This is a genomic window from Prevotella sp. LMAG:51, assembly GCF_008680225.1.
In the GTDB taxonomy this organism is placed as follows: Bacteria; Bacteroidota; Bacteroidia; order Bacteroidales; family Bacteroidaceae; genus Prevotella; species Prevotella pectinovora.
This window is the reverse complement of the sequence record NZ_NALQ01000022.1, coordinates 120364-145423: the sequence shown is the minus strand read 5'-3', so window position 1 is coordinate 145423 and position 25060 is coordinate 120364. Positions and strand designations below refer to the sequence as shown.

15 protein-coding genes and 1 tRNA gene are annotated in these 25060 nt (G+C 48.8%); 9 read left to right on the top strand and 7 right to left on the bottom strand.

The annotated features are described in order from the left end of the window. Positions 1–69 precede the first annotated feature (69 nt). The 5 genes from CCC32_RS08145 (at position 70) to CCC32_RS08125 (ending at position 6935) form a co-directional block, all read left to right on the top strand. On the top strand, positions 70–3342 hold the full coding sequence (locus CCC32_RS08145) for a SusC/RagA family TonB-linked outer membrane protein (protein WP_287073590.1): 3273 nt from the start codon (positions 70–72) through the stop codon (positions 3340–3342). Positions 3343–3366: 24 nt separating this feature from the next. Further along, the gene (locus CCC32_RS08140) at positions 3367–5277 is read left to right on the top strand and encodes a RagB/SusD family nutrient uptake outer membrane protein (protein ID WP_287073588.1); all 1911 of its coding nucleotides are present in this window, start codon (positions 3367–3369) and stop codon (positions 5275–5277) included. A gap of 39 nt (positions 5278–5316) precedes the next feature. Further along, positions 5317–5775 carry a hypothetical protein gene (locus CCC32_RS08135; protein ID WP_022317215.1) on the top strand — a complete coding sequence of 153 codons (459 nt, stop codon included), beginning with the start codon at positions 5317–5319 and terminating at the stop codon, positions 5773–5775. A gap of 121 nt (positions 5776–5896) precedes the next feature. Then, entirely contained in the window at positions 5897–6667 is a 771-nt protein-coding gene (locus tag CCC32_RS08130; RefSeq protein ID WP_287073585.1) for a hypothetical protein, read from the top strand. 193 nt (positions 6668–6860) lie between these two features. Beyond that, positions 6861–6935 (top strand) — tRNA-Val (locus CCC32_RS08125). Between the two features lie 86 nt (positions 6936–7021). Here CCC32_RS08125 and CCC32_RS08120 read toward each other — a convergent pair. Next, positions 7022–7369 (bottom strand): MerR family transcriptional regulator, encoded by a 348-nt coding sequence (locus tag CCC32_RS08120; protein WP_042519326.1) that lies wholly within the window; start codon positions 7367–7369, stop codon positions 7022–7024. 244 nt (positions 7370–7613) lie between these two features. Here CCC32_RS08120 and alaS point away from each other — a divergent pair, with 244 nt between their 5' ends. Then, positions 7614–10235: an alanine--tRNA ligase gene (alaS, locus tag CCC32_RS08115; protein ID WP_287073582.1), complete on the top strand. Its 2622-nt coding sequence runs from the start codon at positions 7614–7616 to the stop codon at positions 10233–10235. A 1256-nt stretch (positions 10236–11491) separates the two neighbouring features. Here alaS and CCC32_RS08110 read toward each other — a convergent pair. Beyond that, positions 11492–11752, bottom strand: coding sequence for a hypothetical protein (locus tag CCC32_RS08110; protein ID WP_287073579.1), 261 nt, complete (start codon positions 11750–11752; stop codon positions 11492–11494). 824 nt (positions 11753–12576) lie between these two features. On the opposite strand from CCC32_RS08110, the gene CCC32_RS08105 reads away from it, so the two are divergent. Beyond that, on the top strand, positions 12577–13704 hold the full coding sequence (locus tag CCC32_RS08105; RefSeq protein ID WP_287073578.1) for an AAA family ATPase: 1128 nt from the start codon (positions 12577–12579) through the stop codon (positions 13702–13704). Positions 13705–13740: 36 nt separating this feature from the next. Here CCC32_RS08105 and CCC32_RS08100 read toward each other — a convergent pair whose 3' ends face one another. Both CCC32_RS08100 and CCC32_RS08095 read right to left on the bottom strand, forming a co-directional pair. Further along, a complete protein-coding gene (locus tag CCC32_RS08100; protein ID WP_044075183.1) occupies positions 13741–14502 on the bottom strand; it encodes a lipocalin-like domain-containing protein in 762 nt (253 codons plus the stop codon). Positions 14503–14680: 178 nt separating this feature from the next. Next, complete coding sequence (locus CCC32_RS08095; protein ID WP_287073576.1) at positions 14681–15991, bottom strand: hypothetical protein; 1311 nt, start codon at positions 15989–15991, stop codon at positions 14681–14683. 390 nt (positions 15992–16381) lie between these two features. Here CCC32_RS08095 and CCC32_RS08090 point away from each other — a divergent pair, with 390 nt between their 5' ends. Together CCC32_RS08090 and CCC32_RS08085 are read left to right on the top strand one after the other, a co-directional pair. Beyond that, positions 16382–17440 carry a lysylphosphatidylglycerol synthase transmembrane domain-containing protein gene (locus tag CCC32_RS08090; protein WP_044075175.1) on the top strand — a complete coding sequence of 353 codons (1059 nt, stop codon included), beginning with the start codon at positions 16382–16384 and terminating at the stop codon, positions 17438–17440. A 77-nt stretch (positions 17441–17517) separates the two neighbouring features. Next, positions 17518–18975 carry an aminoacyl-histidine dipeptidase gene (locus CCC32_RS08085; protein ID WP_044065514.1) on the top strand — a complete coding sequence of 486 codons (1458 nt, stop codon included), beginning with the start codon at positions 17518–17520 and terminating at the stop codon, positions 18973–18975. Between the two features lie 323 nt (positions 18976–19298). Here the strand turns inward: CCC32_RS08085 and CCC32_RS08080 are convergent, their stop codons facing one another. The 3 genes from CCC32_RS08080 to pepT form a co-directional block, all read right to left on the bottom strand. Then, on the bottom strand, positions 19299–20246 hold the full coding sequence (locus tag CCC32_RS08080) for a DMT family transporter (RefSeq protein WP_042519333.1): 948 nt from the start codon (positions 20244–20246) through the stop codon (positions 19299–19301). Positions 20247–20722: 476 nt separating this feature from the next. Continuing rightward, positions 20723–23011 (bottom strand): monovalent cation:proton antiporter family protein, encoded by a 2289-nt coding sequence (locus tag CCC32_RS08075; protein ID WP_287073573.1) that lies wholly within the window; start codon positions 23009–23011, stop codon positions 20723–20725. 548 nt (positions 23012–23559) lie between these two features. Then, entirely contained in the window at positions 23560–24783 is a 1224-nt protein-coding gene (gene pepT / locus CCC32_RS08070) for a peptidase T (protein WP_044065518.1), read from the bottom strand. Positions 24784–25060 lie beyond the last annotated feature (277 nt).

Here is a 25060-nt window from a genome sequence, read left to right as displayed (position 1 = left end):
TCGGGAAGCACACAGACTGGTACACTACAAGGAGATTGCTACTAACTAATAAATCAAAAAATATCATTTATGCATTTACAATTCAGAAGAGCCTTGACGGCTTCAGTATTGCCTATGGTTTGTCTTACGGCATTTGCCCAGAAGACGGTCACGGGTACAGTGAAGGATGCAAGTGGAGAGCCATTGATTGGTGTTACTGTGTTTGTCGATGGCAAACCAGGTTCCATCACCGACATTGATGGTAATTTCTCTATCCCCAATGCATCTCCTTCTTCTAAAGTAAAGATTTCCTACATTGGTTACAAAGAGCAGACCATTACTCTCGGAAACTCTTCAACGATCAATATCGTATTGCAGGAAGACAATGCTCAGCTCGATGAGGTTGTCGTTGTAGGTTACGGTACGATGAAGAAGAGCGACCTCACTGGTTCTGTATCTTCTGCTGATGGTGCAAAACTTGCTGCCAAGGGTACTACAAGTGCAATGGAGGCATTGCAGGGTTCTGTTCCTGGCGCACAGATTACACAGGCTACCGGACGTGCAGGTTCTGACTTCAACATTCAGATCCGTGGTAAGTCTTCTATCCAGGGTACTTCAAAGCCTATCTATGTTGTCGACGGCGTTATCTGCGAGGACATCGGCTTCTTGAACACTCAGGACATCGAGCGTATGGACATCTTGAAGGATGCTTCATCTACAGCTATCTTCGGTTCACGTGCCACAGCCGGTGTAGTTATCGTTACTACAAAGAGCGGTTCTTCTCTCGCCGGAAAGAGCGAGGAGAAAGTTTCTATCTCATACGACGGATACTATGGCGTTTCAAAGGTTGCCCGTATGCCTGACTATATGAACGCCGACCAGTTCTACAAGTGGCGTTTCTCTCAGTTCCTCTCTTCAGGACAGGTGGCAAACGGTATCGCTACCGTTGCCCAGCCAACATGGAAGATGACCCAGCAGGACTTCCTGCAGGGTATGCTTGCCGATACAGAGGACGGAACTTCTGTACTGAAAAACATGCTGCTCAACGGCGAAGGCTACAACTGGCCAGACCTCGTTACACAGGACGGTCAGAAGCAGAACCATTTCCTCGCCGTAAACGGTTCTTCAAAGAATACACACTATCATTTTGGAGTAGGTTACAACCGTGAGGAGGGAGTATACAAGAACGACCTCCAGAACCGCTACAACATGAAGGGAAGTGTTGACAGCAAGATCAACAAATATCTCTCTGCAGGTTTCACCCTGAACCTCGCTTACACAGAAAACCAGTTGGCTTCAGATGATGCCGTAAAGGATGCGTTCCGTCAGGTGCCGTTCGCTCGTCCTTACGCTTCTGACGGCAGCTTCAACGTGAAGCCGGGTAACTTTGAGTCAATGGGAACAAAGGCAAATCAGTTCACTGATACCGTTAACCCTCTTATCTATCTGCGTGACGACTCAAAGGAGTCAAACACCTTCCGTGTGCTTGGTAACATCTACGTGCAGTTGAAACCGGTTGAGTGGTTGTCATTCAAGACCACATTCTCTCCAAACTACGTGAACTCACGCACTGGTGAGTATACAGCTTCGAGCGGTTCTCGTACTGAGACTGCTTCTCACGAGGAGTACACCCGCAAGGACTGGACTTGGGACAACCAGATTGACTTCAACAAGACCTTCGGCGACCACTCTCTGAGTGCTATGGGATTGTTCTCTATGACTTCTTCCGACAGAATGTACAGCCAGGTCGGCAGAACATCTGCTGATGCCACTTCTATCATGACAGGTACAAAGTGGTACAATTTGTATACAGGTACTATCTTTGAGAAGAAACCGGGGGAAAGCGGTATCGGTTCAGGTACTGCTTACTGGGAAGAGACAATGATGTCTTACGCTTTGCGTCTGAACTATTCATACAAAGGCAAGTATATGTTCACAGGTACAGTACGTACCGACGGTTCTTCAAAGTTCCTGAAAGACTCTCGCTGGGGATGGTTCCCATCAGCAGCTCTTGCATGGCGTATCTCTGAGGAAGACTTCATGAAGAACATCTCATGGATCGACAACTTGAAGCTTCGTTTGAGCTATGGTGTGACTGGTAACAACACCGTGTGCGGACATTATAACTCAGTTGGCGTTTCTGGTCCAAACATTTATGCTTTCGGTTCAGTAGTTGCCAACGGCTATTACCCAAGCGGTGTCATCAACGCTGACTTGAAGTGGGAGAAATCTTATGAAACCAACTTCGGTATCGACTACGGATTCCTCAACAACAGAATCAATGGATCTATCGACCTCTATTCTAAGACATCTAAAGACCTGCTCTATGAGAGATACCTTCCATTGGTTTCTGGTGGTGGCAAACTTTGGGACAACGTTGGTGAGGTGCAGAACCGTGGTATTGAGTTCGCCCTGAACACAGTGAACATCCAGACCAAAGACTGGTACTGGACCACAAGCTTCAACTTCGCCCGCAACATCAACAAGGTGAAGAAGATCAACGGCGAGAACAAGATCATCGATTCAGACAACCCTATCACATCTTCTTTGTTCGTAGGTTCTCCAATGAACTCTCTCTACCTGTACAAGTGGGATGGCGTCGTTTCAGACAAGAACATCACTGTTCCTAACAACGATGCTGCTGTTAATGCAGGCTTCACACCTGGTGACCAGGTTCGCTCTTGCGACTACTACCACAAGGTATACGGTTGGTCAGAGGGTATGCCTATCATCAAGGATAACGACGGCAATGGCGTGATCAACGCTGACGACAAGATGATCCTCGGTTGCCAGGATCCTTCTTGGACAGGCAACATCTCTTCTACTTTGCAGTATAAGGATTGGGATTTCTCATTCTCTATCTATACAAAGCAGAACTTCACGGTATACTCAAACACATTGGCTGACACATACGATTATGCTTACCGTGGATGGAACAAGATTGCAATGGATTACTACATCCCTGCTGGAACACTTATCGACTGCGACGGTGTGAACGCTGATGGTACATACATCAACCCTGTATACCAGGAGACCACACACTATGGTTCATTCCCATTCACAAACAGTTCTATCACCAACAACGGTGCCGGTTCTGCATCTTATGAGAAGAACGTTTACAATGCTCTCGCAGTAGACAAGATTTCTTACTGGAAGGTCAAGAACATCACTCTTGGCTACACATTCCCAAAGAAGTTGCTCTCTTCATGGGGCTGCCAGTATCTCCGTCTTTATGTTAACATTACAAACCCATTCGTATTCACGAAGTACAAGGGATTCGATCCTGAGTGGGCTGATGCAGCCAAGAAGAATGATGGTCCAAGCACAGTGACATATCAGATCGGTGCAAGCATTAAGTTCTAATAACATTTTAAACAAAGAAGCAAAATGAAAAAGTTTATCATAATGTCTGCCCTCGGATTGGCCACGGTGGCTGGTTTGTCCAGCTGTTCTGATTTCTTGGATACAGACAATAAAAGTACTGTAACACCTGAAAGCCAGTTCTCTGACATCTCAGGTTGGAACCAGCAGCTTAACAATGCATATTATGCTCTGCGTGATGTATACAGCGATCCTAAGGTGTTCTGTCAGGGTACAGACCTCTACACCGTTGGACAGAATGCATCGGCTCCTGTATTGCAGTCGTATCAGTATTCTTCAGACAACGAGGATGTTACAAATCTTTATAAAAACACATACGCTGCCATCAACTATGCCAACTGTGTGTTGAAGTATTGCAAGGACGACAAGCTGAACGACCAGGCTCGTTTCGTGCGCGACTATTGCTATTACATCCTTACACAGCAGTTCGGTGCAGTGCCATACATCACCGACTATATTGAGTCGGCAAGCACAAACTATCCTCGCACAGACCTCGCTACGGTTTATGCCAACGTCATTGCTGACCTGAAGGAAATCATCGCAAACGGCAATCTCGAGAGCGTAAGTTCTGAGAAGGATGCCAGAGGACGTGCCAGCGTTATCGGTGCCAAGGCTCTTCTTGCCAAGGTTTACCTCGCAGCAGGATGGGACTTGCAGACAACTGTCAATGATGCAAAGAACGGTACATACACAGTGAACAGCACCGAGTATTTCGCTGAGGCTGCAAAATATGCTTCTGAGGTAGCTGATGCAGTTCCTTTGACACAGTCTTTCGACAAGAAATGGGACTTCGACAACAATGAGAAGGGCACCAACGCCGAGACTCTTTTCGCAATCCAGTACGACCGTGCCACTTCATCCGACAAGGTGACGGGTGGTCACGACCAGCAGCACAACTTTGCTCTCTATATGGGTTCAAACACTCTGGGTGTGAAGGGTGTGAAGAGCGACCTCTGTCCTACAGAGCGTGTTTACTACGCTTTCGACAAGGGCGACGACCGCTTCGAAGGAACTTTCATGACCACAGTATATGGTTATGACGGAAATGAAAGCAACTGGAGCAAGCAGGGCTATTGGGCATACTACAATGCAAATGATGACGAGAAGGCAAAGCTCTCTATCGCATTCAAGTATTTCCCATGGTATACTGAGGATTCTGAGATTGAGGCTTATTGCACAGCCCACGCTTCTCAGTTCGTTACCACTGGTATGAAGAGCACTACCAAGGTGTTCAAGGTTGCTGAGAACTCCACTTGCAAGGCTTATGCCGCAAACGGTTCTTACGATGCAAAGAACTCTGCCACTTACACACAGCCATTCTCTTCTGCAATCCAGAAGATCGGATGTCTGCCTCCAGTACGCAAGTTCGACGACAAGAATACTACCAGCGACTGCAAACAGTCGGGCGGTGACTACCGTGATGTTGTGGTTCTGAATGCAAGCGAGATTTATCTCGTTGCTGCAGAGGCTTACCTTATGATGGGTGACGATGCTAATTCGCTGAAGTATCTGAATGCTGTACGTACACGTTCTCATGCTTCTTATCTTGGCTCATTCAGCGACTACAAACGCTACGACTGGGGCTACAATGATGCCGGTGGATACGTGTCATTCGGACAGACCGACAGCTACGGATTGACCATCAACAAGCTGGATGTCATCCTCGACGAGCGTATGCGTGAGACTCTCGGTGAATATTACCGTTGGATGGACCTGCGCCGCACCCATCAGCTCGTTCGTTACAACACTACCTATTGCGGTCTTTCTGTTGCCAACATGACAGGTAACGACGGTCAGATCAAATGGCTGCGTCCAATTCCAGAGAACGAGATACAGATCAACTCAGGTATCACTGCTGCCGACCAGAACCCTGGCTTCCGTACATATAGCACAGCAGAGGAAAGCGATGCAGAATAATCCTGCTTCATTATTAACCGAATTAAAACAGAAAAGAAAATGAAACTGAAAAGTATATTGTTTTTGATGCTTGGTGTTCTCTTCTCGCTCACATTCGCTGCATGCGACGATGATGACGACCCAGTGACACACACCGATGCATCTGTTCTCGTAGGTGGAACTTTCAATGGTTCTATGTTCGACGAAGACGGAAACGAGAAAGCTTCAGATGTAGTTGTTACAATCAGCAAGTTTGAGGCTGAGAATACTCAGGCAATTACAGTCAAGATAGCTTCCGCTACTTTGAAAATGGACCAGGAGGCTGTGTTCAACGTTGCCAAGGCTGGTGAAAACCGTTACACATTCGGAAACGGTTCTGCTGCAGCAGCAAGAAACACAGGTGGAGTGATAGAGGGTAACGACCTTACTGTCTATACCTCTCTCAGCTCAAAGTTCAAGTTCAATGCCACAAGCTCTGCCAAGCGCTACACCATCAAAGCTGTAAAGGCTGGCGAGTAAAATCTTGAATATATAACGACAATGTGATAATAATCCGAGTTCATTGCTGGATATCATAAATCCAGCGATGGACTTGAACCAAACGATCAATTTTATTAATAACTTAAAAACAAAACAAATTATGAAAAAGAGTTTACTTTTCGTAGCTGCTATGTTTATGGCAGTATGTGCTAACGCACAGGGTCAGTGGAATGCAGTTCCTTCTACAGCTACTGTTGATCAAGTAGTTGCTAACGCAGGTGAGCCTACAGTTGTTGCTACAGAGATTCAGAACGCCAAGGTTGTTCTTCTCGACGGTGGTCAAAACTGGACAGTAAAGAGCGATCCTACTACAGCTGAGACTTTCGTGTCACAGGGCAAGACTTTCTCTAATGCTTACATCCAGGGTGGTACTAATGGTGTTGACGCTTCTTTGGACAAGGCTGGTTCTACATCTGCTCACATAGAGTTCACTCCAGCTGTTGCTGGTAAGGTTTATGTTGCAGCTAAGTATGGTTGTAAAAAGAAGATCTGGACTGCTAAGGTTCCTAACTCAGTTATCGAGAATGAGGAGCTTGACTTCGCTGCTATGGGCGATTATGCTACAGACGTATGGGGACAGTACATCACTGCTGATGGTGGTCTGGCCGCAGAGCAGGCTACAGACGCTGACGTTTACGCAGCTCTCGCTTACGACGTTGAGCCAGGCAACACATACTTCTTCTGGGTATCTGGTTCTAAGATCATGCTTTGCGGTCTTGCTTTCGACACTAACGGTGATGTTAACGGCATCAGCAACGTTGTTGCTCCAGAGGCAGACGCTAACGCTCCTATCTACAACCTCGCTGGTCAGCGCGTAAGCTCTGACTTCAAGGGTATCGCTATCCAGAACGGCAAGAAGTTCGTTAAGTAATAAGCGAATCAATTGAACCCAAATCTGTCGTTTCCGACAGATAGAATATATGCCAAGTCCTTCAGTGGGCTTGGCATTTTTGATATTCCATCGTAAAAGTATATCTTATTATTATATCGTGAAAGTATAAAAAGTGCAAATTATTTTGTCGGTTCGAATAAATAGTGTACTTTTGTGCCGGTAATAGAAACACAGGGGCGTAGCCCAGTTGGTTTAGAGCGCTGCAGTCACATTGCAGAGGTCATCGGTTCGAGCCCGATCGTCCCTACTTGTTTTCTATTTCTTTTTTTCCTTAATAGTATTCCGTAACTTATTCTGCTGATTCCTAATGCCCGTTTTGGGTTAAATCCGTCATTACGTAAGGTAGTCGAACTGCTTTTTCATCTCCTGCAGCTGGTCGCGCAGCTTTATGAGCGTCTCCAGCACCTTGGTGTCGGAGCTTACGGCATTCTTCTGTTCCTTCAGCATCTTGCGGGCGGCGGCAAGCTTGAAGCCACGCACCTTCACCAGGTTGTATACCACTTTGATGTTCTCGATGTCCTGCTCCGTATACTGTCGGATATTGTTGCCCGTGGTCTTGGGTTTTATCATCGGAATTTCCTTCTCCCAGAAGCGCAACATGCTTTCAGAGACGCCCAGCATCTCTGCCACCTCCTTGATGGAGTAATACAGTTTCAGTTTCTTTTCCGTGTTAAGTGCCATATTATATACTTTCTTCGGCAAAGATAATAATTTTCTTCTGTTTCGTCAACATCCGTGGCTTATAACACGCTAAAAAACACAAGGATAACAAATAATTTGGCTGTTTATCATATTTTTTTTAATTTTGCCGATTATATCAATAGGTAAGAGGCATGGGCAAGTACACCCGGCAATATCATTGCCCTTTTCCTGTGCCCTTAGCAACAGAGTCAAAAAGAAATATTATTAAAGAAACAAGAATACGATGATGACAGCAAATGAAATCCGTGACTCATTCAAGAAATTTTTCGAGTCGAAAGGACACGTTATTGTACCGTCAGCGCCAATGGTCATCAAAGACGACCCTACGCTGATGTTCACCAATGCAGGTATGAACCAGTGGAAAGACATTATCCTCGGCACCCGCGAGCCGGAGCCACGCCGTCGTGCCGACACACAGAAGTGTCTGCGCGTGAGCGGTAAGCACAACGACCTCGAGGAAGTGGGCCACGATACCTACCACCACACCATGTTTGAGATGCTCGGTAACTGGAGCTTCGGCGACTACTTCAAGGAGGGCGCCATCGACTACGCATGGGAATACCTCGTCGACGTGATTCATCTCGATCCAAACGACCTCTACGTCACAGTATTCGAGGGCTCTCCCGAGGAGGGACTCGCTCGCGACGATGAGGCAGCCGGCTTCTGGCTCAAGCATGTGCCTGCCGACCATATCATCAATGGCAACAAGCACGACAACTTCTGGGAGATGGGCGACACAGGCCCTTGCGGTCCATGCTCAGAGATTCATCTCGACTCCCGCACTCCGGAGGAGAAGGCAAAGACACCGGGACGCGAACTCGTAAACAAGGACGACCCACAGGTGATTGAGATCTGGAACATCGTGTTCATGCAGTTCAACCGCAAGGCCGACGGTTCTCTCGAACCCCTGCCAATGCACGTCATCGATACCGGTATGGGCTTCGAGCGACTCGTGCGCGCCCTGCAGGGCAAGCATTCTAACTACGACACCGACATCTTCCAGCCTATCATAAAGGAAATCAGCACTCTCTCTGGTCTGAAATACGGCGAGACAGAGGAAGTTGACGTGGCTATGCGTGTCGTTGCCGACCACCTCCGTGCCGTGGCATTCTCCATTGCCGACGGTCAGCTGCCAAGCAACGCCAAGGCTGGATACGTCATCCGCCGCATCCTTCGTCGTGCTGTGCGTTATGCCTACACCTTCCTGGGTCAGAAGGAGTCGTTCCTCTTCCGTCTCGTGCCGGTATTGGTACAGGAGATGGGCGGAGCATTCCCGGAGCTTTCTGCCCAGCGCGAACTCATCACCAAGGTGATAAAAGAGGAGGAGGAGTCGTTCCTGCGCACACTCTCCAACGGTATCAACATGCTCAGCAGCGCCATCGAGGCTGTGAAGGCTGCCGGCAAGACAGAGCTCGACGGCACACAGGCGTTCCGTCTTTTCGACACCTACGGATTCCCTCTCGACCTCACCGAGCTTATCTGTCGTGAGAGCGGCGTCACCGTAGACGAGAAGCAGTTTGACGTAGAGATGCAGAAGCAGAAGGAGCGTGCCCGCAATGCGGCAGCTGTGGAAAACGGCGACTGGATTGAGGTTCGTCCGGGCGAGCAGCAGTTCGTGGGCTATGACTATACTGAATATGAATGTCACATACTGCGCTACCGCAAGGTGACGCAGAAGAAGAACACATACTTTGAGCTCGTTCTCGACAACACTCCTTTCTATGGCGAGATGGGAGGTCAGGTGGGCGACACCGGTGTCCTCGTAAACGAGGAGGAGACCATCACCATCACCGACACCAAACGTGAGAACAATCAGTCTGTACATATCGTGAAGGCTCTGCCAAAGAACGTAGAGGCAGAATTCATGGCTTGTGTGGATACCGACAAGCGTGAGGCGAGTGCAGCCAACCATACTGCTACCCACCTTCTCGACTATGCCCTCAAGCAGGTGCTCGGCGACCACGTGGAGCAGAAGGGATCATTCGTGTCGCCAGACACATTGCGTTTCGACTTCGCTCATTTCCAGAAGGTAACCGACGAGGAAATCCGTCAGGTTGAGCGTATCGTCAACGATATGATCCGTCAGGACATCCCGTTGCAGGATCATCGCAACGTGCCGATAGAGGAGGCTAAGCAGCTCGGAGCTATAGCATTGTTCGGTGAGAAATACGGCGACAGGGTCCGCGTGGTGCAGTTTGGTCCGAGTGTTGAGTTCTGTGGTGGTATCCACGCCCACAGCACCGGTCGCATCGGTATGCTGAAGATCGTTTCCGAGAGCAGCGTTGCCGCCGGCATCCGTCGTATCGAGGCTAAGACAGGCGCTGCCTGCGAGCAGATGATGTATGACCTGGAGGACGGCATGAAGGCTATCAAGGCTCTCTTCCATAATGCCAAGGACTTGCAGACCGTAATAGGCAAATACATCGAGGAGCACGAGGCGATGAAGAAGAGCATAGAGAAGTTCCAGGCTGAGGCAGTGGAGCGTGCCAAGGAGCGTCTTTTGCAGCAGGCTCGTGAGGTTGGCGGTGTGAAGGTCGTTACCTGCGTGTTGCCGATGACTCCAGAGGCAGCCAAAGACCTCGCTTTCAAGCTCCGTGCCGCACAGCCGGAGAATATGCTCTGCGTCATCGGCAGCAAGCATGACAACAAGCCGTTGCTCACCGTTATGGCTACCGACGATCTCGTCAGCGACCGCGGTTTCAATGCCGGTAAGGTTATCCGCGAGGCTGCCAAACTGATTCAGGGTGGCGGTGGCGGTCAGCCTCACTTCGCCACAGCGGGAGGAAAGAACGTCGACGGTCTTTCTGCCGCTGTAGACAAGGTAGTAGAGCTGGCTCAGTTATAAACCTCAAACGGTCTGATGACCGATTTGGGTTAAATCAAAGATAAAGACAATTTTTGAATAAAATTGTCAACCATCTGGTCGTAAGTGCGGAAGTGTCTGAATTACAGATACTTCCGCATTTTAGTACGCGCAAAAACCATCTGGTTATTGTCTGGATGGTTTAAAGAATAACCCATCCTAACCTTCCCCAAGGGAAGGAACAAGTTACTCAGAATATTAACCTCAGCCCCCACCTAGCCTCCCCCGAAGGATAACCCATCCTAACCTTCCCCAAGGGAAGGAACAAGTTACTCAGAATATTAACCTCAGCCCCCACCTAGCCTCCCCCGAAGGGGAGGGACGGATACCTTTGGCTACATGATTTTCGTCAGTAGTCGTCTGATTTATCAATGGTTTATCAATGGCAATAGTGACTGTCCCTCCCCCGAAGGGGAGGGACGGATACCTTTGGCTACATGATTTTCGTCAGTAGTCATCTGATTATCAACGGTTTGTCAGCAGCAATAGTGACTGTCCCTCCCCTTCGGGGGAGGCTAGGTGGGGGCTGTAGTGATTATGTGGTGCTGGGTTTTAGGTTATGTGGTGCTGGTGTCAATATCCGGAGTAATATGTTCCTTCCCTTTGGGAAGGTTAGGATGGGTTTGAGTTTAGGATGGGTTATCCTTTGGGTAGGTCAGGATGAGTATTAAAGTGTTTTTGGGCATCTTTTGAGCATCACCCGTGCCCACATGGGGCAAGGTGCTTGCCCCTGTTGGGTAACGTGCTTGCCCCACATGGGCACGCTGCTTGCCCATTTCGTGACGTTTTTGTTGTCTTTGCCGATGATTGTGATTTGGCTTATCAAAGGATTAGCCCGTGATTTAGGATTCAATGGATTAGCCCGTAGGCTTCAATGAGGATGCTGTGTGGCCGTCACTTTTATGCTCTTGTTTCCATGTTCTATGATACTTCTGTGATACTTCGATGATACTTTTCTGTAAAACATTCAGAAAAGTATCATTTGGTCAAATCGTTAGTATATAAGGTCTTAGGGGTGTAATTGGAGGACAGAATGATACTATGATACTTTATTTTGAGAAAACAATATTACTCGTTGATGTAATGAGGGAGTGTGATGATTATTTGTCGTTGTAGTGTTCTTCTGCTTGGATTATCAGTACTTATACGCGGTCGTCTTAGATGTCGTATATAATGCGGTCATTTTTTCCACTTACGTAGTGTCTTGTCAGCCTCTTTGGAATACTCAATAGTGTAGATCATAGGTTGTCGAAATATCGTTGCATTTCTTCTGGTGTACTACATGAAATGGTCTCGCCATTGGCATACTCGCGACGCGCCTTGTTTATAGAGCGGTGTATGGCGGGTGTGATGGTCTCGTCATCTTTGAGGTTGGCCATTCGTACAGAGGCTACACCTCGTAATAGTTTCAAAGCCTTCTTGATGTCGGCTATGAGCGCATTGTCTTCCAGTGTGACAATCATCTGTACTGGTTTGGAGTTTAATGTTGCTGATGCCATATCGTTATCATTTAGTTGTTCTTTGTTAGTAAAGTTACGAAAATATTTTGAATGTAACCATAAGCTTCTTATCCTTTTATATTTTATTGCGTTTTTATATTATCCGTTTTAGCCCCTGTGTCCATCAGTCTGCGGCGATGGACACTATATTCTCACCGATATCTCATTCCGTGTTGCCGTTGTGTCCCCAGCCTTCGGCGTGGACACAAATCAAAAAAATGAAACACTGATATCACCGAGGAACACGGATTGGTCTTCACGGATCCATTTTTTTTGAAATATTTCGTCAGTGATATTTGGATTATGGTTTTGGATTTAGCAGGATTTTGAGCACTATGGTGCTCGCTTTTTCCAATCACTTCAGCCCCCTCTCGTTCTCCCCCGTAGGGGAGATGCAGGTTACTCCGTCTTGTTGTTAAGTTACTGTAATAGGCAAATTATGATTGCAAAATCAGGGAACATGCGATGCCCTCGTAAAACGCACTGTTTATGCAGTATTGCGTACAAATTCAAGAATTTGGAAGCCATAATCTTGACAAAATTGTGATTATTCGGAGAGTATGCATATCTTTGCGATGTGACAAGAGACGGTGGTCTTTTGGTTAAACCCCAAACGGTCATCAGGCCGTTAAAAACCACTCTTCTAAATAATCAAAATCCAGGCAAGCCCTAATGACCGTTTTGGGTTAAACGGCCTAATGACTGTTTGGGGATTAATCTCGAAGAAAAATCGTTTGGCTTTTACTTGCAACAGTCTGACGAAAGATGTATCTTTGCATTACATAAAATATGTAACATAAAACATGTAATGACTGTAAAGCGCTATGGAACAACTGAATAACCCCTTCGTGATATATGGATATAAGGGAGCGGAATACTTCTGCGACCGCAAGAAAGAAGCGAAGACCATCGTGGAAGCTCTGGAAAATGAGCGCAACGTAGTGTTGATGTCGCCACGGCGTATCGGCAAGACGGGACTTATACATCATGTGTTTGAGAACATACAGGATGCGGATTCCGCTGTGAAATGTTTTTATATGGACATCAATGCCACACGGAGCATGGAGCAGTTCGTGCAGCTCTTGGGAAAGACGGTGATTGGAAAGGTAGACACGTTCTCACAGTCGGCAATGCGAAAGATAAACGCATTTTTCGCCAGCTACAAGCCGACAATGTCGTTTGATGAGCTGACGGGTATTCCTACGTTTTCCATTACCGTGCAGCCCAACCAGAGGGAAGAGTCGCTGAAACAGATTTTTGATTATCTGCGACTATCGGAAAAGCGTATCTATATCGCCATAGACGAGTTTCAGCAGATAGCAGAATATCCGGAGGGTAGGGCAGAGGCGCTATTGAGATCATACATACAGTTTCTGCCGAATGTGTATTTCATCTTTGCCGGCAGCAAGCAGCATATGATGACGGATATGTTCCTGTCAGCCAAGCGCCCGTTTTATCAGAGTTCGCAGATGGTGTTGCTGCCGCTTATCGACAGGCAGGAATATCAGGCTTTTGCAAATCGGTGGATGGCGAAGAAGGGGTTGTCTGTCGATGATGAGGTGTTCGGGTATCTGTATGATTGTGTTGACGGTCAGACATGGTATGTGCAGGACATATTGAACCGTCTGTATCAGAACGGCAGACCGATAACGAGAGAAGAGGTGAAGGTGGTAATAGACGAACTGGTGGATGAGCAGGAAGTGGCTTTCATAAACTATTATGAGTCGCTCACCGACAACCAGTCTGCTCTCCTGACAGCCATAGCCTGTGAGGGGAAGGTGGCATCGGTGATGTCGCAGGAGTTCTTGGCAAAATACCGTCTTCCGGCGGCAAGCAGTGTGAGTCTTGCTCTCAAGACATTGGTCAGCCGTGAGTTTGTATATCGCTACGGGGAGGCATACATTGTTTATGACCGCTTCTTCGGCATGTGGCTGCGGAAGAAACTGGCTTAATGGTGCTCCTGTCGGTGTGCTTGCGGCAGTCTGCCGTTACTTCTTGCGGTAGTATGCCCTTATGCCGTCTTTGAATTTCAGCTGCAGACTGTCTTTCATCATGAGTACAATCTCCACGGTGTCTTTCTGAGGCTTCAGTTTGCGGCGCTTCTTGTTGCCGGTGTCTATCGTTCCCTCGGTGAACACCAGCTTGCCGTTGAGCACATGCCACTCCTTGTAGTATTCCGCCTGTGGATATTCCACGGGGCTCTCGCCCGTCAGACTCGTCTGCTTGAAACGCAGTCCCACGGGATCCATCGTGAACTGCTTCTTGATTTTGAATCCCTGTTCTATCGGCACCATCAGCTTCTGTATCATGGAGTCGCGTTCCGGACCGGCTTTTGGCTGCGGCATACCGGCGATGTGGGGCATCTTGCGCAGTTTCGGCATTACCTGATACACCCATGTGCCCTTCAGCTCATCGAGGTCTATCACGATGTCCGCCTTCCTCTTGTCCTCCTTGTTTATTACGATGGCGAGCTGGTCGCCGATCTTCGGTCTGCCGAACACCTGTCGGGACTGCATGGCGTCGATGATGCTGAACGTTATGGGGTCGCTGTCGTCGGTAGGCAGCACTACCACTACGGAGTCGGTGCATCCCTCGCAGGCAAGTCCGTAGAATGTGGAGTCGCCGGGTATGCGCTCGTCTTTCACCACAGCAGGTTTGTCGTCGCTTTTCTTGTCGGATGAGCATGCTGCCGTGATGGTGAATATCGCTGCTGCTATTATGAATAGGGGTAGGAATCTCGATGTTCTCATTGTCTTGTATTTTCGTTTGTTTTCTTCTTCAAGGCAAAGGTAGCGTAATTTGTGTGAAATCACAAGACAATCAATTAAAAAAAAGAGCGGACCCCGTCTGTGAGTCCGCCCCTCGTATTGTTTTTCGGCTGCTGCCATATCCGGGAAAATCAGTCATTCCGCGATATGGCGGCTGTCGTTATCTGTTGAAAGATTTGATAGCCTTTCCGTTTCTCATGAGCATCATATTGAAGCCACGCACTTTGGCGTCCTTCTGAACCTGCTTGCCGTCGGCAGTGAAACGAGCCACAACCTTGTTTGCAGCGTCGGCAGATGGTGCAGACTCCACGGCGTCGGTGTCGTCATACTGAGTGTCGAGAACCCAAGACACATATCCGCCGCCGAGCTCATCAGAAGTAGGGTCTTCTTTGTATGCGAATCCGGCGATGTAGCGACCGTCGGCAGAGATGGCAGCAGGAACGTTGAATGCACCGTTGTCGTAGTCGGCAAGGAGAGTAGCCTTAGGGAATTCAGAGGCGAGCGCCTTGATGCTTTCGTCGCCCTTCTTCCAGATGAATCCCAGACGCGGTCCGTAGAGTCCGCCATAGAATCCGATGATTGTGCCTTCGTCAGAAACGGCGGAGCCAAACACCTGGCTTCCTGAATTTACGAACATCTCGTCTTCGGCATTAGGAGTGAATAATTCCAGAGAGTCGTTCTCCGTGTTGTAGCGTGCCACGCTCTGGATGGATTCCCACTCACCGGTATACTGCTCGTAGTTTATCACCAGGTATTTTCCGTTGGCACTCATCACAGTCTGGTCGCAGCTGAATATTATGAATGGCAATGTAGATTCCATTGTAGCTGCAAAATACGGACGGGAGAAAGGATAAGGCATAAATGTCTTTCCGTCGCGGTTTGGAGCCCACAGCAGGGCAGGACGCGTAGCCATATCATCAACCCAATATCCGGATATTATGGAGTCGTTGGAAACCGACAGGGCAGTAGCACCGGAACTGGTAGCGCCGAGGAACTTGTCAGAAGGCTGCGGCAGGTCTACCGGAGTGCCCTCGTTGAAGATACAAGGTGTTCCCTCGAAGTCATCACCGTCGTAGTGAGCACCAACAATCAGTTTTCCGTTCGGACTGATACCCATGAAAGTATACTGTTCGTTCTCGCCGTACTGAGTGCACTGCTCTGTGGCGAAATCGAATGTTGCTGCAGGACCGTTCCATCCCACAGCCACGCCATTGTCGGCCATAGACTTGATCTGTACGTCTGCTTCTGGGTCAGCGGCAGGGAAAGCCACAAACTTCTTGCTTTCCATATCGTATATCCATGCCTCGTTGACGCCAAATCCCACACCGCCAAAGAATTTGCCGTTTGGAGACAATGTTGTGCCCATGAGCTCTACACCTTCTGGATCAGGAATTTCAGTTATCCCATTCTGTGCCATCATCGCACTGCTTGTTGCCATCATCGCAACCATTGTTAGTAAAGTCTTTCTCATATCTTTTCGTTTTTATTGTGATTAGTTTCGTATATTGTGTGCGTTTTCGTATTGCAAAAGTAATGATTATTTTGGATATACTGCAAGAAAAATGCTAAAATTTTACATATATTATCCGTTTTGTCGATAAATAGTAAGTTTTTTAGGGTCTGTTGGTGATATTCTATTAATAAGATAAGGTGTATGAGATACAGATGCTGTAACGCAGATTCCCTGTGTTGATTATCACGTTTGACCGGTTTCTTAAGAACAAGATGAGCGAAACTTCGTAATTTACCCCCAAACGGTAATAGACGGTGTTATGACAGGTTTGGACTTAAAATAAATAAATTATTTTGTATTGCTCACGATTTAGTTTATCTTTGCAATGTCAAAGGAAAGAGAATATAAGTGAAAAGAACAAAGATAAGCAATGTAGCTCTGAAATTCGTGCTGCCCGTGTTGCTCGGAGGAGTGATACTTTATTGGATGTATCGCGACTTCGACTTCAAACGCATAGAGAAAGTGATGCTACACGACATGGACTGGACATGGATGCTGCTGTCGCTGCCGTTCGGTATCACGGCACAGCTCTTCAGAGGCATAAGATGGAAGCAGACCCTGGAGCCGGTGGGCGAGAAGCCACGCCTCTCCACATGCGTCAACGCCATCTTCCTGTCATACGCCGCAAGTCTCGTGATACCCCGGGTGGGCGAGTTTACACGCTGCGGAGTGTTGAAGAAATGCGACGGAGTGTCGTTTCCGAAAGCCTTGGGGACGGTGGTCACGGAGCGAGCCATCGACACGCTGCTCGTGATGATAGTGACGGGAGTGACGCTGCTGGCGCAGATGACAATCTTTGAGAGCTTCTTTCTGAGCACCGGAACGAGCATCGACGGCATACTGGCAAAATTCTCTGCCACAGGATATGTGGTGACGGCGATTTGCGCCGTGGCAGTGTTGGTGTTGCTCCATTTCCTGCTCAAACGCCTGTCGATATATAATAAGGTGAAGGCAACGCTCAGCGGCATCTGGCAGGGAATGCTCTCGCTGAAGAGCGTGAAGAACATACCGTTGTTCATCGTGCTCACGCTCGGAATATGGGTGAGCTACTTCCTGCACTACTATCTCACGTTCTTCTGCTTCGGCTTCACCTCGGGTATGGGAGTGACGTGTGCCCTCGCCACCTTCGTGGTGGGAAGCATAGCGGTGATAGTACCCACGCCAAACGGAGCCGGACCATGGCATTTCGCCGTGAAAACGATGCTGCTGCTGTATGGTTCGGCAGCCCTCGGTCCCAATGCCATCACGGCAGACGAGGCACTCTCGTTTGTGCTCATCGTGCACACCATACAGACGATGCTCGTGGTGCTGCTCGGAGTGTGGGCTATGATAATGCTGAAGGCCCGTCCGCAAGCCATCTCGGAAATAGTGGAAAGGGAGGGAACGGACAGTATGGCGCAGAGATAACGAAACCGACTTTTTTTTACAACCACGCTTCTCCGCACGAAGAATGCGATGCCGGAGGAGCCTAAACTTTAAATACTATGAGTGAAATCAGAAACCTGAAGCCAGAGTGCATCTGGAGAAACTTCGATGAGCTGACAAAAGTGCCACGCCCATCAGGACATTTGGAGAAAGTGCAAAAGTTCTTGCTTGAGTTTGCAAAACGTGTTGGTGTGGAGGCATTCCAGGATGCAGCCGGAAACATCGTGATGCGCAAACCGGCATCCGCTGGTATGGAAAACCGCAAGACAGCCATTCTGCAGGCCCACATGGACATGGTGCCACAGAAAGACCCCAAGAGCACTCACAACTTCGAGACCGATCCTATCGAGACATGGATCGACGGTGAGTGGGTAAGAGCAAAGGGCACTACGCTCGGCGCCGACAACGGTATGGGAGTGGCTGCCATCATGGCAATCATGGAGGACAACACGCTGAAGCACGGTCCGCTGGAGGCTCTCATCACCGCTGATGAAGAGACAGGCATGTTTGGTGTTACCGGCCTGCCGGAGGGCGAACTCGAGGGAACAATCCTCCTGAACCTCGACACAGAGGACGAGGGCGAGCTCATCATCGGTAGTGCCGGTGGTGTGGACATCACAGCAACTCTCGACTACAAAGAGGTGGAGACCGACAAGACCGACATCGCAGTAGCAGTGACCGTGAAGGGCTTGAAGGGTGGACACTCTGGACTGGAAATCGGTCTGGGCAGAGGAAACGCCAACAAGATGCTCGTGCGCATCGTTCGCGAGGCAATCACCGACGACGAGGCCCGTCTGGCTACATGGCACGGAGGAAACATGCGTAACGCCATTCCTTTTGAGGCTACGGCAGTGCTCACAATGCCTAAGGAGAACAAGGAAGACTTCATGGCTCTCTGCGCTGACTTCAAGGAGGATTTCATCGCTGAATATAAGGGTATAGAGGACGGTATCGACGTAGTGGTAGAGGATGTGGAGCTGCCTGCAACACAGATGCCACAGGAGATACAGGACAACATCGTTGACGCTATCTATGCCGTTCACAACGGCGTATGGCGCTACATCCCGTCTATCCCTGGAATCGTGGAGACATCATCAAACTTCGCTATCATCAACATCGAGGGTGGCAGCGTGGCATTCAAGTTCCTGGCACGCAGCTCAAGCGATAGCGTGAAGGCAGAGATCGGCGCTTCTATCGAGAGCTGCCTGAACATGGCAGGCATGAAGGTGGTGTTCAGCGGCGAGTATGGCGGCTGGGATCCAAACCCAGACAGCGAGCTGATCAAGGAGATGTGTGGCATCTACCGCAAACTCTTCAACAAGGAGCCTACAGTACAGGTGGTACATGCAGGTCTGGAGTGCAGCATGATCCTGAACAAATATCCAGGTCTTGATATCTGCTCATTCGGTCCGACACTCCGTTCACCACATACTCAGAACGAGCGTTGCCTGATTCCTACAGTTCCTATGTTCTGGGATCTGCTCGTGAAGACTCTCGAGGAAATTCCTGTGAAGTAATACTGAATCCATCATCCCTCAACTGGCACATCGGGACACTCCATGATGCCAGTGGGGGATAACCCAATCATCGTGATTTGGGATAATCCCCAATCGGCCATTATGCCATTCGGGGACAAACAATAAGCCGTGTTGACAACTACACTCTCTGTAGCATTGTCAACACGGCTTTTGGTTTTATTCCTTGTTTTATTCTTAGCTCGTCATTTGCCTATAGGTTCCTTCCCTTTGGGAAGGTCAGGATGGGTTGCCCTTTGGGAAGGTCAGGATGGGTTGTCCTTTGGGAAGGTCAGGATGGGTTCTATGGTCATGATGGTTCCTGTTCAGCTCTTCCATCTCCATTTCTTCTTCACTTTATTGCCGATGCGCGAGAATACGTATGTGATATGCTGCGTAGGCAGGGATTTGCCCGTAACGATAAGAATCACGGCAGTCAGAATAAGCAGGATGCCGATGCCGAGACGCATGCTGAAAGACTCGCCGAAGACGAATATGCCGATGCATACCGCCGTGATAGGTTCCAAGGCTCCCATCACCGCAGTAGGAGTAGAGCCGATGTCGTGTACGGCTACTACCATGAGCACCAGTGATATCACCGTAGGGAATACGGCGAGCACCAAGGCATACACCAGTTCGTGCATGGAGGTGAGCGGCTGCAGCCGGGCGTCGGGACCTACGAAGGAATAGCCGATGAGGATGAACGTGCCGATGAAGAGCACATAGAACGTGAGCTTGACCGACGACAGGCGCAGCGACGACTTGTTGACCACCACGATATACACGGCATAGGTGAGCGACGATATGATGACGAAGAACACGCCGATGGTGGACAGTGTGGCTCCGTCGCCACCCTTGTATAGCAGACTGATGCCGCTGAGGGCGAGGATGATGGAGACTACGGTGACTGCCGTGACACGCTCCTTGAAGAACACTGCCATTATCACAGCCACCATCACGGGATATACAAACAGGATGGTGGAGGCAATGCCGGCATCCATGAAATTGAAGCTGAAAAACAATGTCAGCGACGATGCCACCATCAGTGTGCCGAGCGTTGCCAACGTCTTTATCTCACGTAGCGTCACGGCAAACGACTTGCGCTGTGCCACCATCATCACTGCGAGAATCAGTGTGGCGAAGGCGTAACGATAGAAAATCACCGAGTTGGTGTTCAAACCGTCGGCATAAAGGTTCAGGGCACCAAGCGGGTTAGTGCCATAGCTGACAGCGGCGAGGATGCCGCAAATCGTACCTCTGATCTTTGGATTCATTTCTTGTTATTATTCTCTTTTATTGGTGTTTTAAAATAGAAAGGGGAAAATCTTGATGGGCTATATAGGACAGGCTGAAGTCAGCAGAATCTCATCTGCAAGGCAATCAAGGATTAAGAATTGGAATCCTCTTTAACCCAAATCGGTTATTAGGGCTTGCTTGGATTTTGTTATTTTAGAAGAGTGGATTTTGTTTGGCTTTTAATGAGTAATAGCGAGCTATTGCGAATTAAAAACAAGCAAAAGACACCTTATAAAAAACAAAAGACTGCAAGCAGTTATTAAAATTAGACTTTAAACGTCCTAATGACCGTTTTGGGTTTAACCCAAATCGGTTATTAGGGCTTGCTTGGATTTTGTTATTTTAGAAGAGTAGATTTTGTTTGGCTTTTAATGAGTAATAGCGAGCTATTGCGAATTAAAAACAAGCAAAAGACACCTTATAAAAAACAAAAGACTGCAAGCACTTATTAAAATTACACTTTAAACGTCCTAATGACCGATTTGGGTTTAATCCTGTTAGCCTTCTGCAGCCGTTCCAGGTCTTCCTTTTCACCTACCACCCAGATAGTGTCTTCATCAGCAAACTTATGGTCGGGAGTGAGCTGCGAGAGAGCCTCTTCGCCTTCCTCCATACCCACCACCATACAGTTGTATTCGTCGCGGATGCCACTCTCAGAGAGGGTCTTGCCGAAGAACTGCCCGTCCCGGCATATCATGAGCTGGCGCAGTTTCATCTCCCTCTTCTCTATGTCGGGATCTTCGGGGTGGAGGTCGCTTCGCAATGCCTTGCCGAAGGCCGTCAGCTGGTCGTCGTCGCCGATCACCTGCAGTTTGTCGCCCGGGAATATCAGGTTGTCGCCGTTGGGGATATTGATGCGTTGGGTGCCGCGCAGAATGCTGCTCACGTTCACTCCAAACCGCCCCCTCAGTTTCATGTCCGCCAGTGTCTTGCCAGCCCAGCGTGAATCCTCCGGCACGTCGAAGTCGGAGATATGAATGTCTCTGTCGAGCAGATGGCCCTCATAGAGCGGACGCTTGTGGCCGTAGACCTGTGCTTCGATGTCTTTCGACCGCAGGTTGCGTATGAACATCCTCTCCATCTCTATGCTCCTCCTCTTGAGTCTTCTCGACAGTACCATCAGTGTGACCATCGTAACGGCGATGACTATCATCAGCGCATGGGTGAAGCGGGTGAGATAGTTGCAGATATAGAATATGAAAGCCATGGCTATCATGAAGCGCACGATGATGGTGACGATGAGCGGAGCGTGGTTCATCCAGTTCTCTTGCCACAGCGCCTTGAACTCCTCGCTGTGGTTCTTCTTCATCACCATGGCTCTCAAGAACGGCGCTATCATGGCAATCGTCATCAGTCCGCATGTGGCGTTTGCCCACCAGTGGGGCAGTATCTGGCGGAGCGGGATAAGGGCGAAGGTGAACATCAGCGTTATCACCGCTACGGAGAGGATGGAATATACCAGAGTGATTCTGAACAGCTGTATCAGCAGTTTGCGCCAGTTGCCCTGTGGGGCAGAGGAGGGACGGCTGATGGCGAAGTCGTTGAGTATATGTATGATGTCCTTTGACAGATGCTTCTCCAGCTTGTTGTAGGTCGGTGTGGAGAGTCTTATCATATATGGCGTGAGGAATGTGGTGATGACACTCACCGCCACCACTACCGGATAGAGGAAATTGCCGATGACGCCGAGCGACAGTCCGAGCGAGGCAATGATGAACGAGAACTCACCGATCTGAGCCATGGAGAATCCGCACTGCATGGCAGACTTCAATGACTGTCCGCTGATGAGGAAACCGAAGGTGCCGAAGAGGGCCTGCCCGACGAGGATTGTCATCACGAGGACGAGAATCGGCACACTGTATTCCACGAGAATCTTCGGGTCGACGAGCATACCCACGGAGACGAAGAATATCGCTCCGAAGAGGTTCTTCACCGGTTCCACCAGCTTTATTATCTTCTCTGCCTCTATCGTCTCGGCAAGGATGGAACCCATGACAAACGCACCGAAGGCGCTGCTGAATCCTACCTGTGTAGACACCACTGCCATGGCGCAGCATAGACCGAGCGATATGATGAGCAGCGTCTCGCTGTTTATCAGTTTGCGCGACGAGCGCAGCAGCCACGGAATGGCGAATATGCCCACCACGAACCACAAGACGAGGAAGAACCCGATGCGCACCACGCTGCCCAGCATCTGTCCGCCGTCGAGGTTGGCTCCCGACGCCAATGCCGAGAGCATCACCATCATCACTATGGCGAGCATGTCTTCAAGGATGAGCACGCTCATCACCATGCCGGCAAAGCGCTGCTGCCGCAGTCCGAGGTCGTCGAACGCCTTGTATATGATAGTGGTGGAACTCATGGCGAGCATTCCGCCGAGGAATATGCAGTCCATGCGTCCCCAGCCGAAGGTGTGTCCCACGGTGATGCCCAGCGCCATCATGCAGAACACGATGGCGCACGTGGCAATGATGGGCGACGAACCCATCTTGAGAATCTTCTTGAACGAGAAATCGAGTCCCAGCGAGAAGAGCAGGAACATCACTCCGATGTCTGCCCATGTGTGGATGTCGGCGATGTCAACCACCGACATGGTGTAGGGCATGTTGGGACTTACCAGAAAGCCGGCAACCACATATCCGAGGACAAGTGGCTGCTTCAGCCTTTTGAAAATAATAGTCACTATTCCCGCCACAACGAGAATAAGGGCAAGATCTTTTATAAGGTGTGGTAATTCGCTCATACTGTTTGCGTCATATCTGTAATTCATAATATGGATTATGGCACAAAGGTACGAACTATAATCAGTATAAACAAAAATGTGGCAGAAGGAATTATCCGATTTGGTCTTTTGCAGCTTTTCTGTATCCTATCAAACCATACCATAGTATCACGAATTCACAGAACAATGGTATTTTTCAACAATAGTCATCAACCATCTACGTCACATATCCGTTATGTACATATAACGCTGTATTCTATGGATAAAACATATACTTGTATTCGTAAAGCATAGACTTGTAATCTCTAAAATACATACTTGTAATTCATAAAATATAGACCTCGGATTTCCCCCACGCCGTGGGGAACAGAACCCCCTAATGTGGGGATGTCTTCCCCCTGGCGTGAGGAAAATACGGGATGCCCAAAGGCATGATACTTCTATGATACTTTAATGATACTTTTCTGTAAAAAATCCAGAAATGTATCATCGGGTTAAGTCCTTAGCCTATAATGTTTTAGAGGCTTGGCGGCGGTCTGGAATGATACTATGATACTAATAAGGACACCTTAGTCGTTGTATCCAGCGGTGAGTTCACAAATCTTCACCACTGTCTGCATAGCCTTCTCCATCACCTGGATGCTCACGAACTCGTATGGTCCGTGGAAGTTCACGCCGCCGGTGAAGATGTTAGGACAAGGCAGACCCTTGAACGAGAGCTGTGCTCCGTCGGTGCCGCCACGTATCGGCTGCACCTTTGGTGGCACGCCGCAAAGCTCCATTGCCTTCAACACGATGTCGATGACGTGCATGTTCGGGTCGATCTTCTCCTTCATGTTGTAATACTGGTCGTTAACGGCAATCTCCACCGTTCCCTCACCGTATTTTTCGTTCATCTTGTCTACTACAGAAACGATGAACTTCTTGCGGTCCTCAAACTTCTTGCGGTCGTGGTCGCGTATGATATACGACATCTTGGCGTGTTCGGTGTTGCTCTCTATGCCCAGCAGATGATAGAAGCCCTCGTAGCCCTCAGTGGTCTCCGGTCTCTCGTCGGCAGGCATCATGCCTGCGAGCTCAGTGGCGAGCATGCTGGCGTTCACCATCTTGCCTTTGGCGAATCCAGGGTGTACGCTTACTCCATTGATGTTTATCTTGGCAGCGGCAGCGTTGAAGTTCTCGTATTCCAGGTCGCCCAGGTCTCCGCCGTCGATGGTGTATGCCCACTGGCATCCGAATTTCTCCACGTTGAAGTGGTGGGCGCCCATTCCGATTTCCTCGTCGGGGTTGAAGCCCATGCGGATGTCGCCGTGCTTTATCTCGTCGTGGTCGCGCAGCCAGCACATGGCCTGCACGATTTCAGCAATACCAGCCTTGTCGTCGGCACCGAGCAGCGTGTGGCCGTCGGTCACGATGAGGTCCTCTCCTTTGTGGGCAAGCAGCTCAGGGAATTTCTTTGGTGATGACACGATACCCTCAGAGAGCACGATGTCTCCACCGTCGTATTCCTTCACGATGCGTGGCTTCACGTCCTTGCCGCTGCAGTCAGGTGATGTGTCGTAGTGGCTGATGAATCCAATAGTAGGAATTTCCTTCTTGGTGTTCGCCTTGAGAGTGGCATAGATATATCCCTGCTCGTCCATCTCCACGTCGGCAAATCCTTCAGCCTTCAGTTCGTCGCGAAGATATTCTGCGAATATCAGTTGCTTACTGGTGCTTGGCACTGTCTGGCTCTCTTCAGCCGACTGTGTGTCAAACTTCACATAGTTGAGAAATCTTTCTGTTATGTTCATATTAAAATAAGGTTTATTAAAGTATTCTGCTCAATATCGTAGCAAATTTATGAATGAATTTCGGAATAAACAAGAAAAAAGGGATAAATTGTGTTCATTCCGCTATCGCCGGTCCTGTTTACTAAATGTAAAATGCAGCGTATGTCGTTGATATATAAAATGTTGCTTGAAAACGACATCTGTATGTCATAACGAACCATTTATCAAATGCCGGTCCAATTTGTCAATGGTGGTTACATTGTTTGGCAAGACAATGATACACCTCAATGGCTGATGT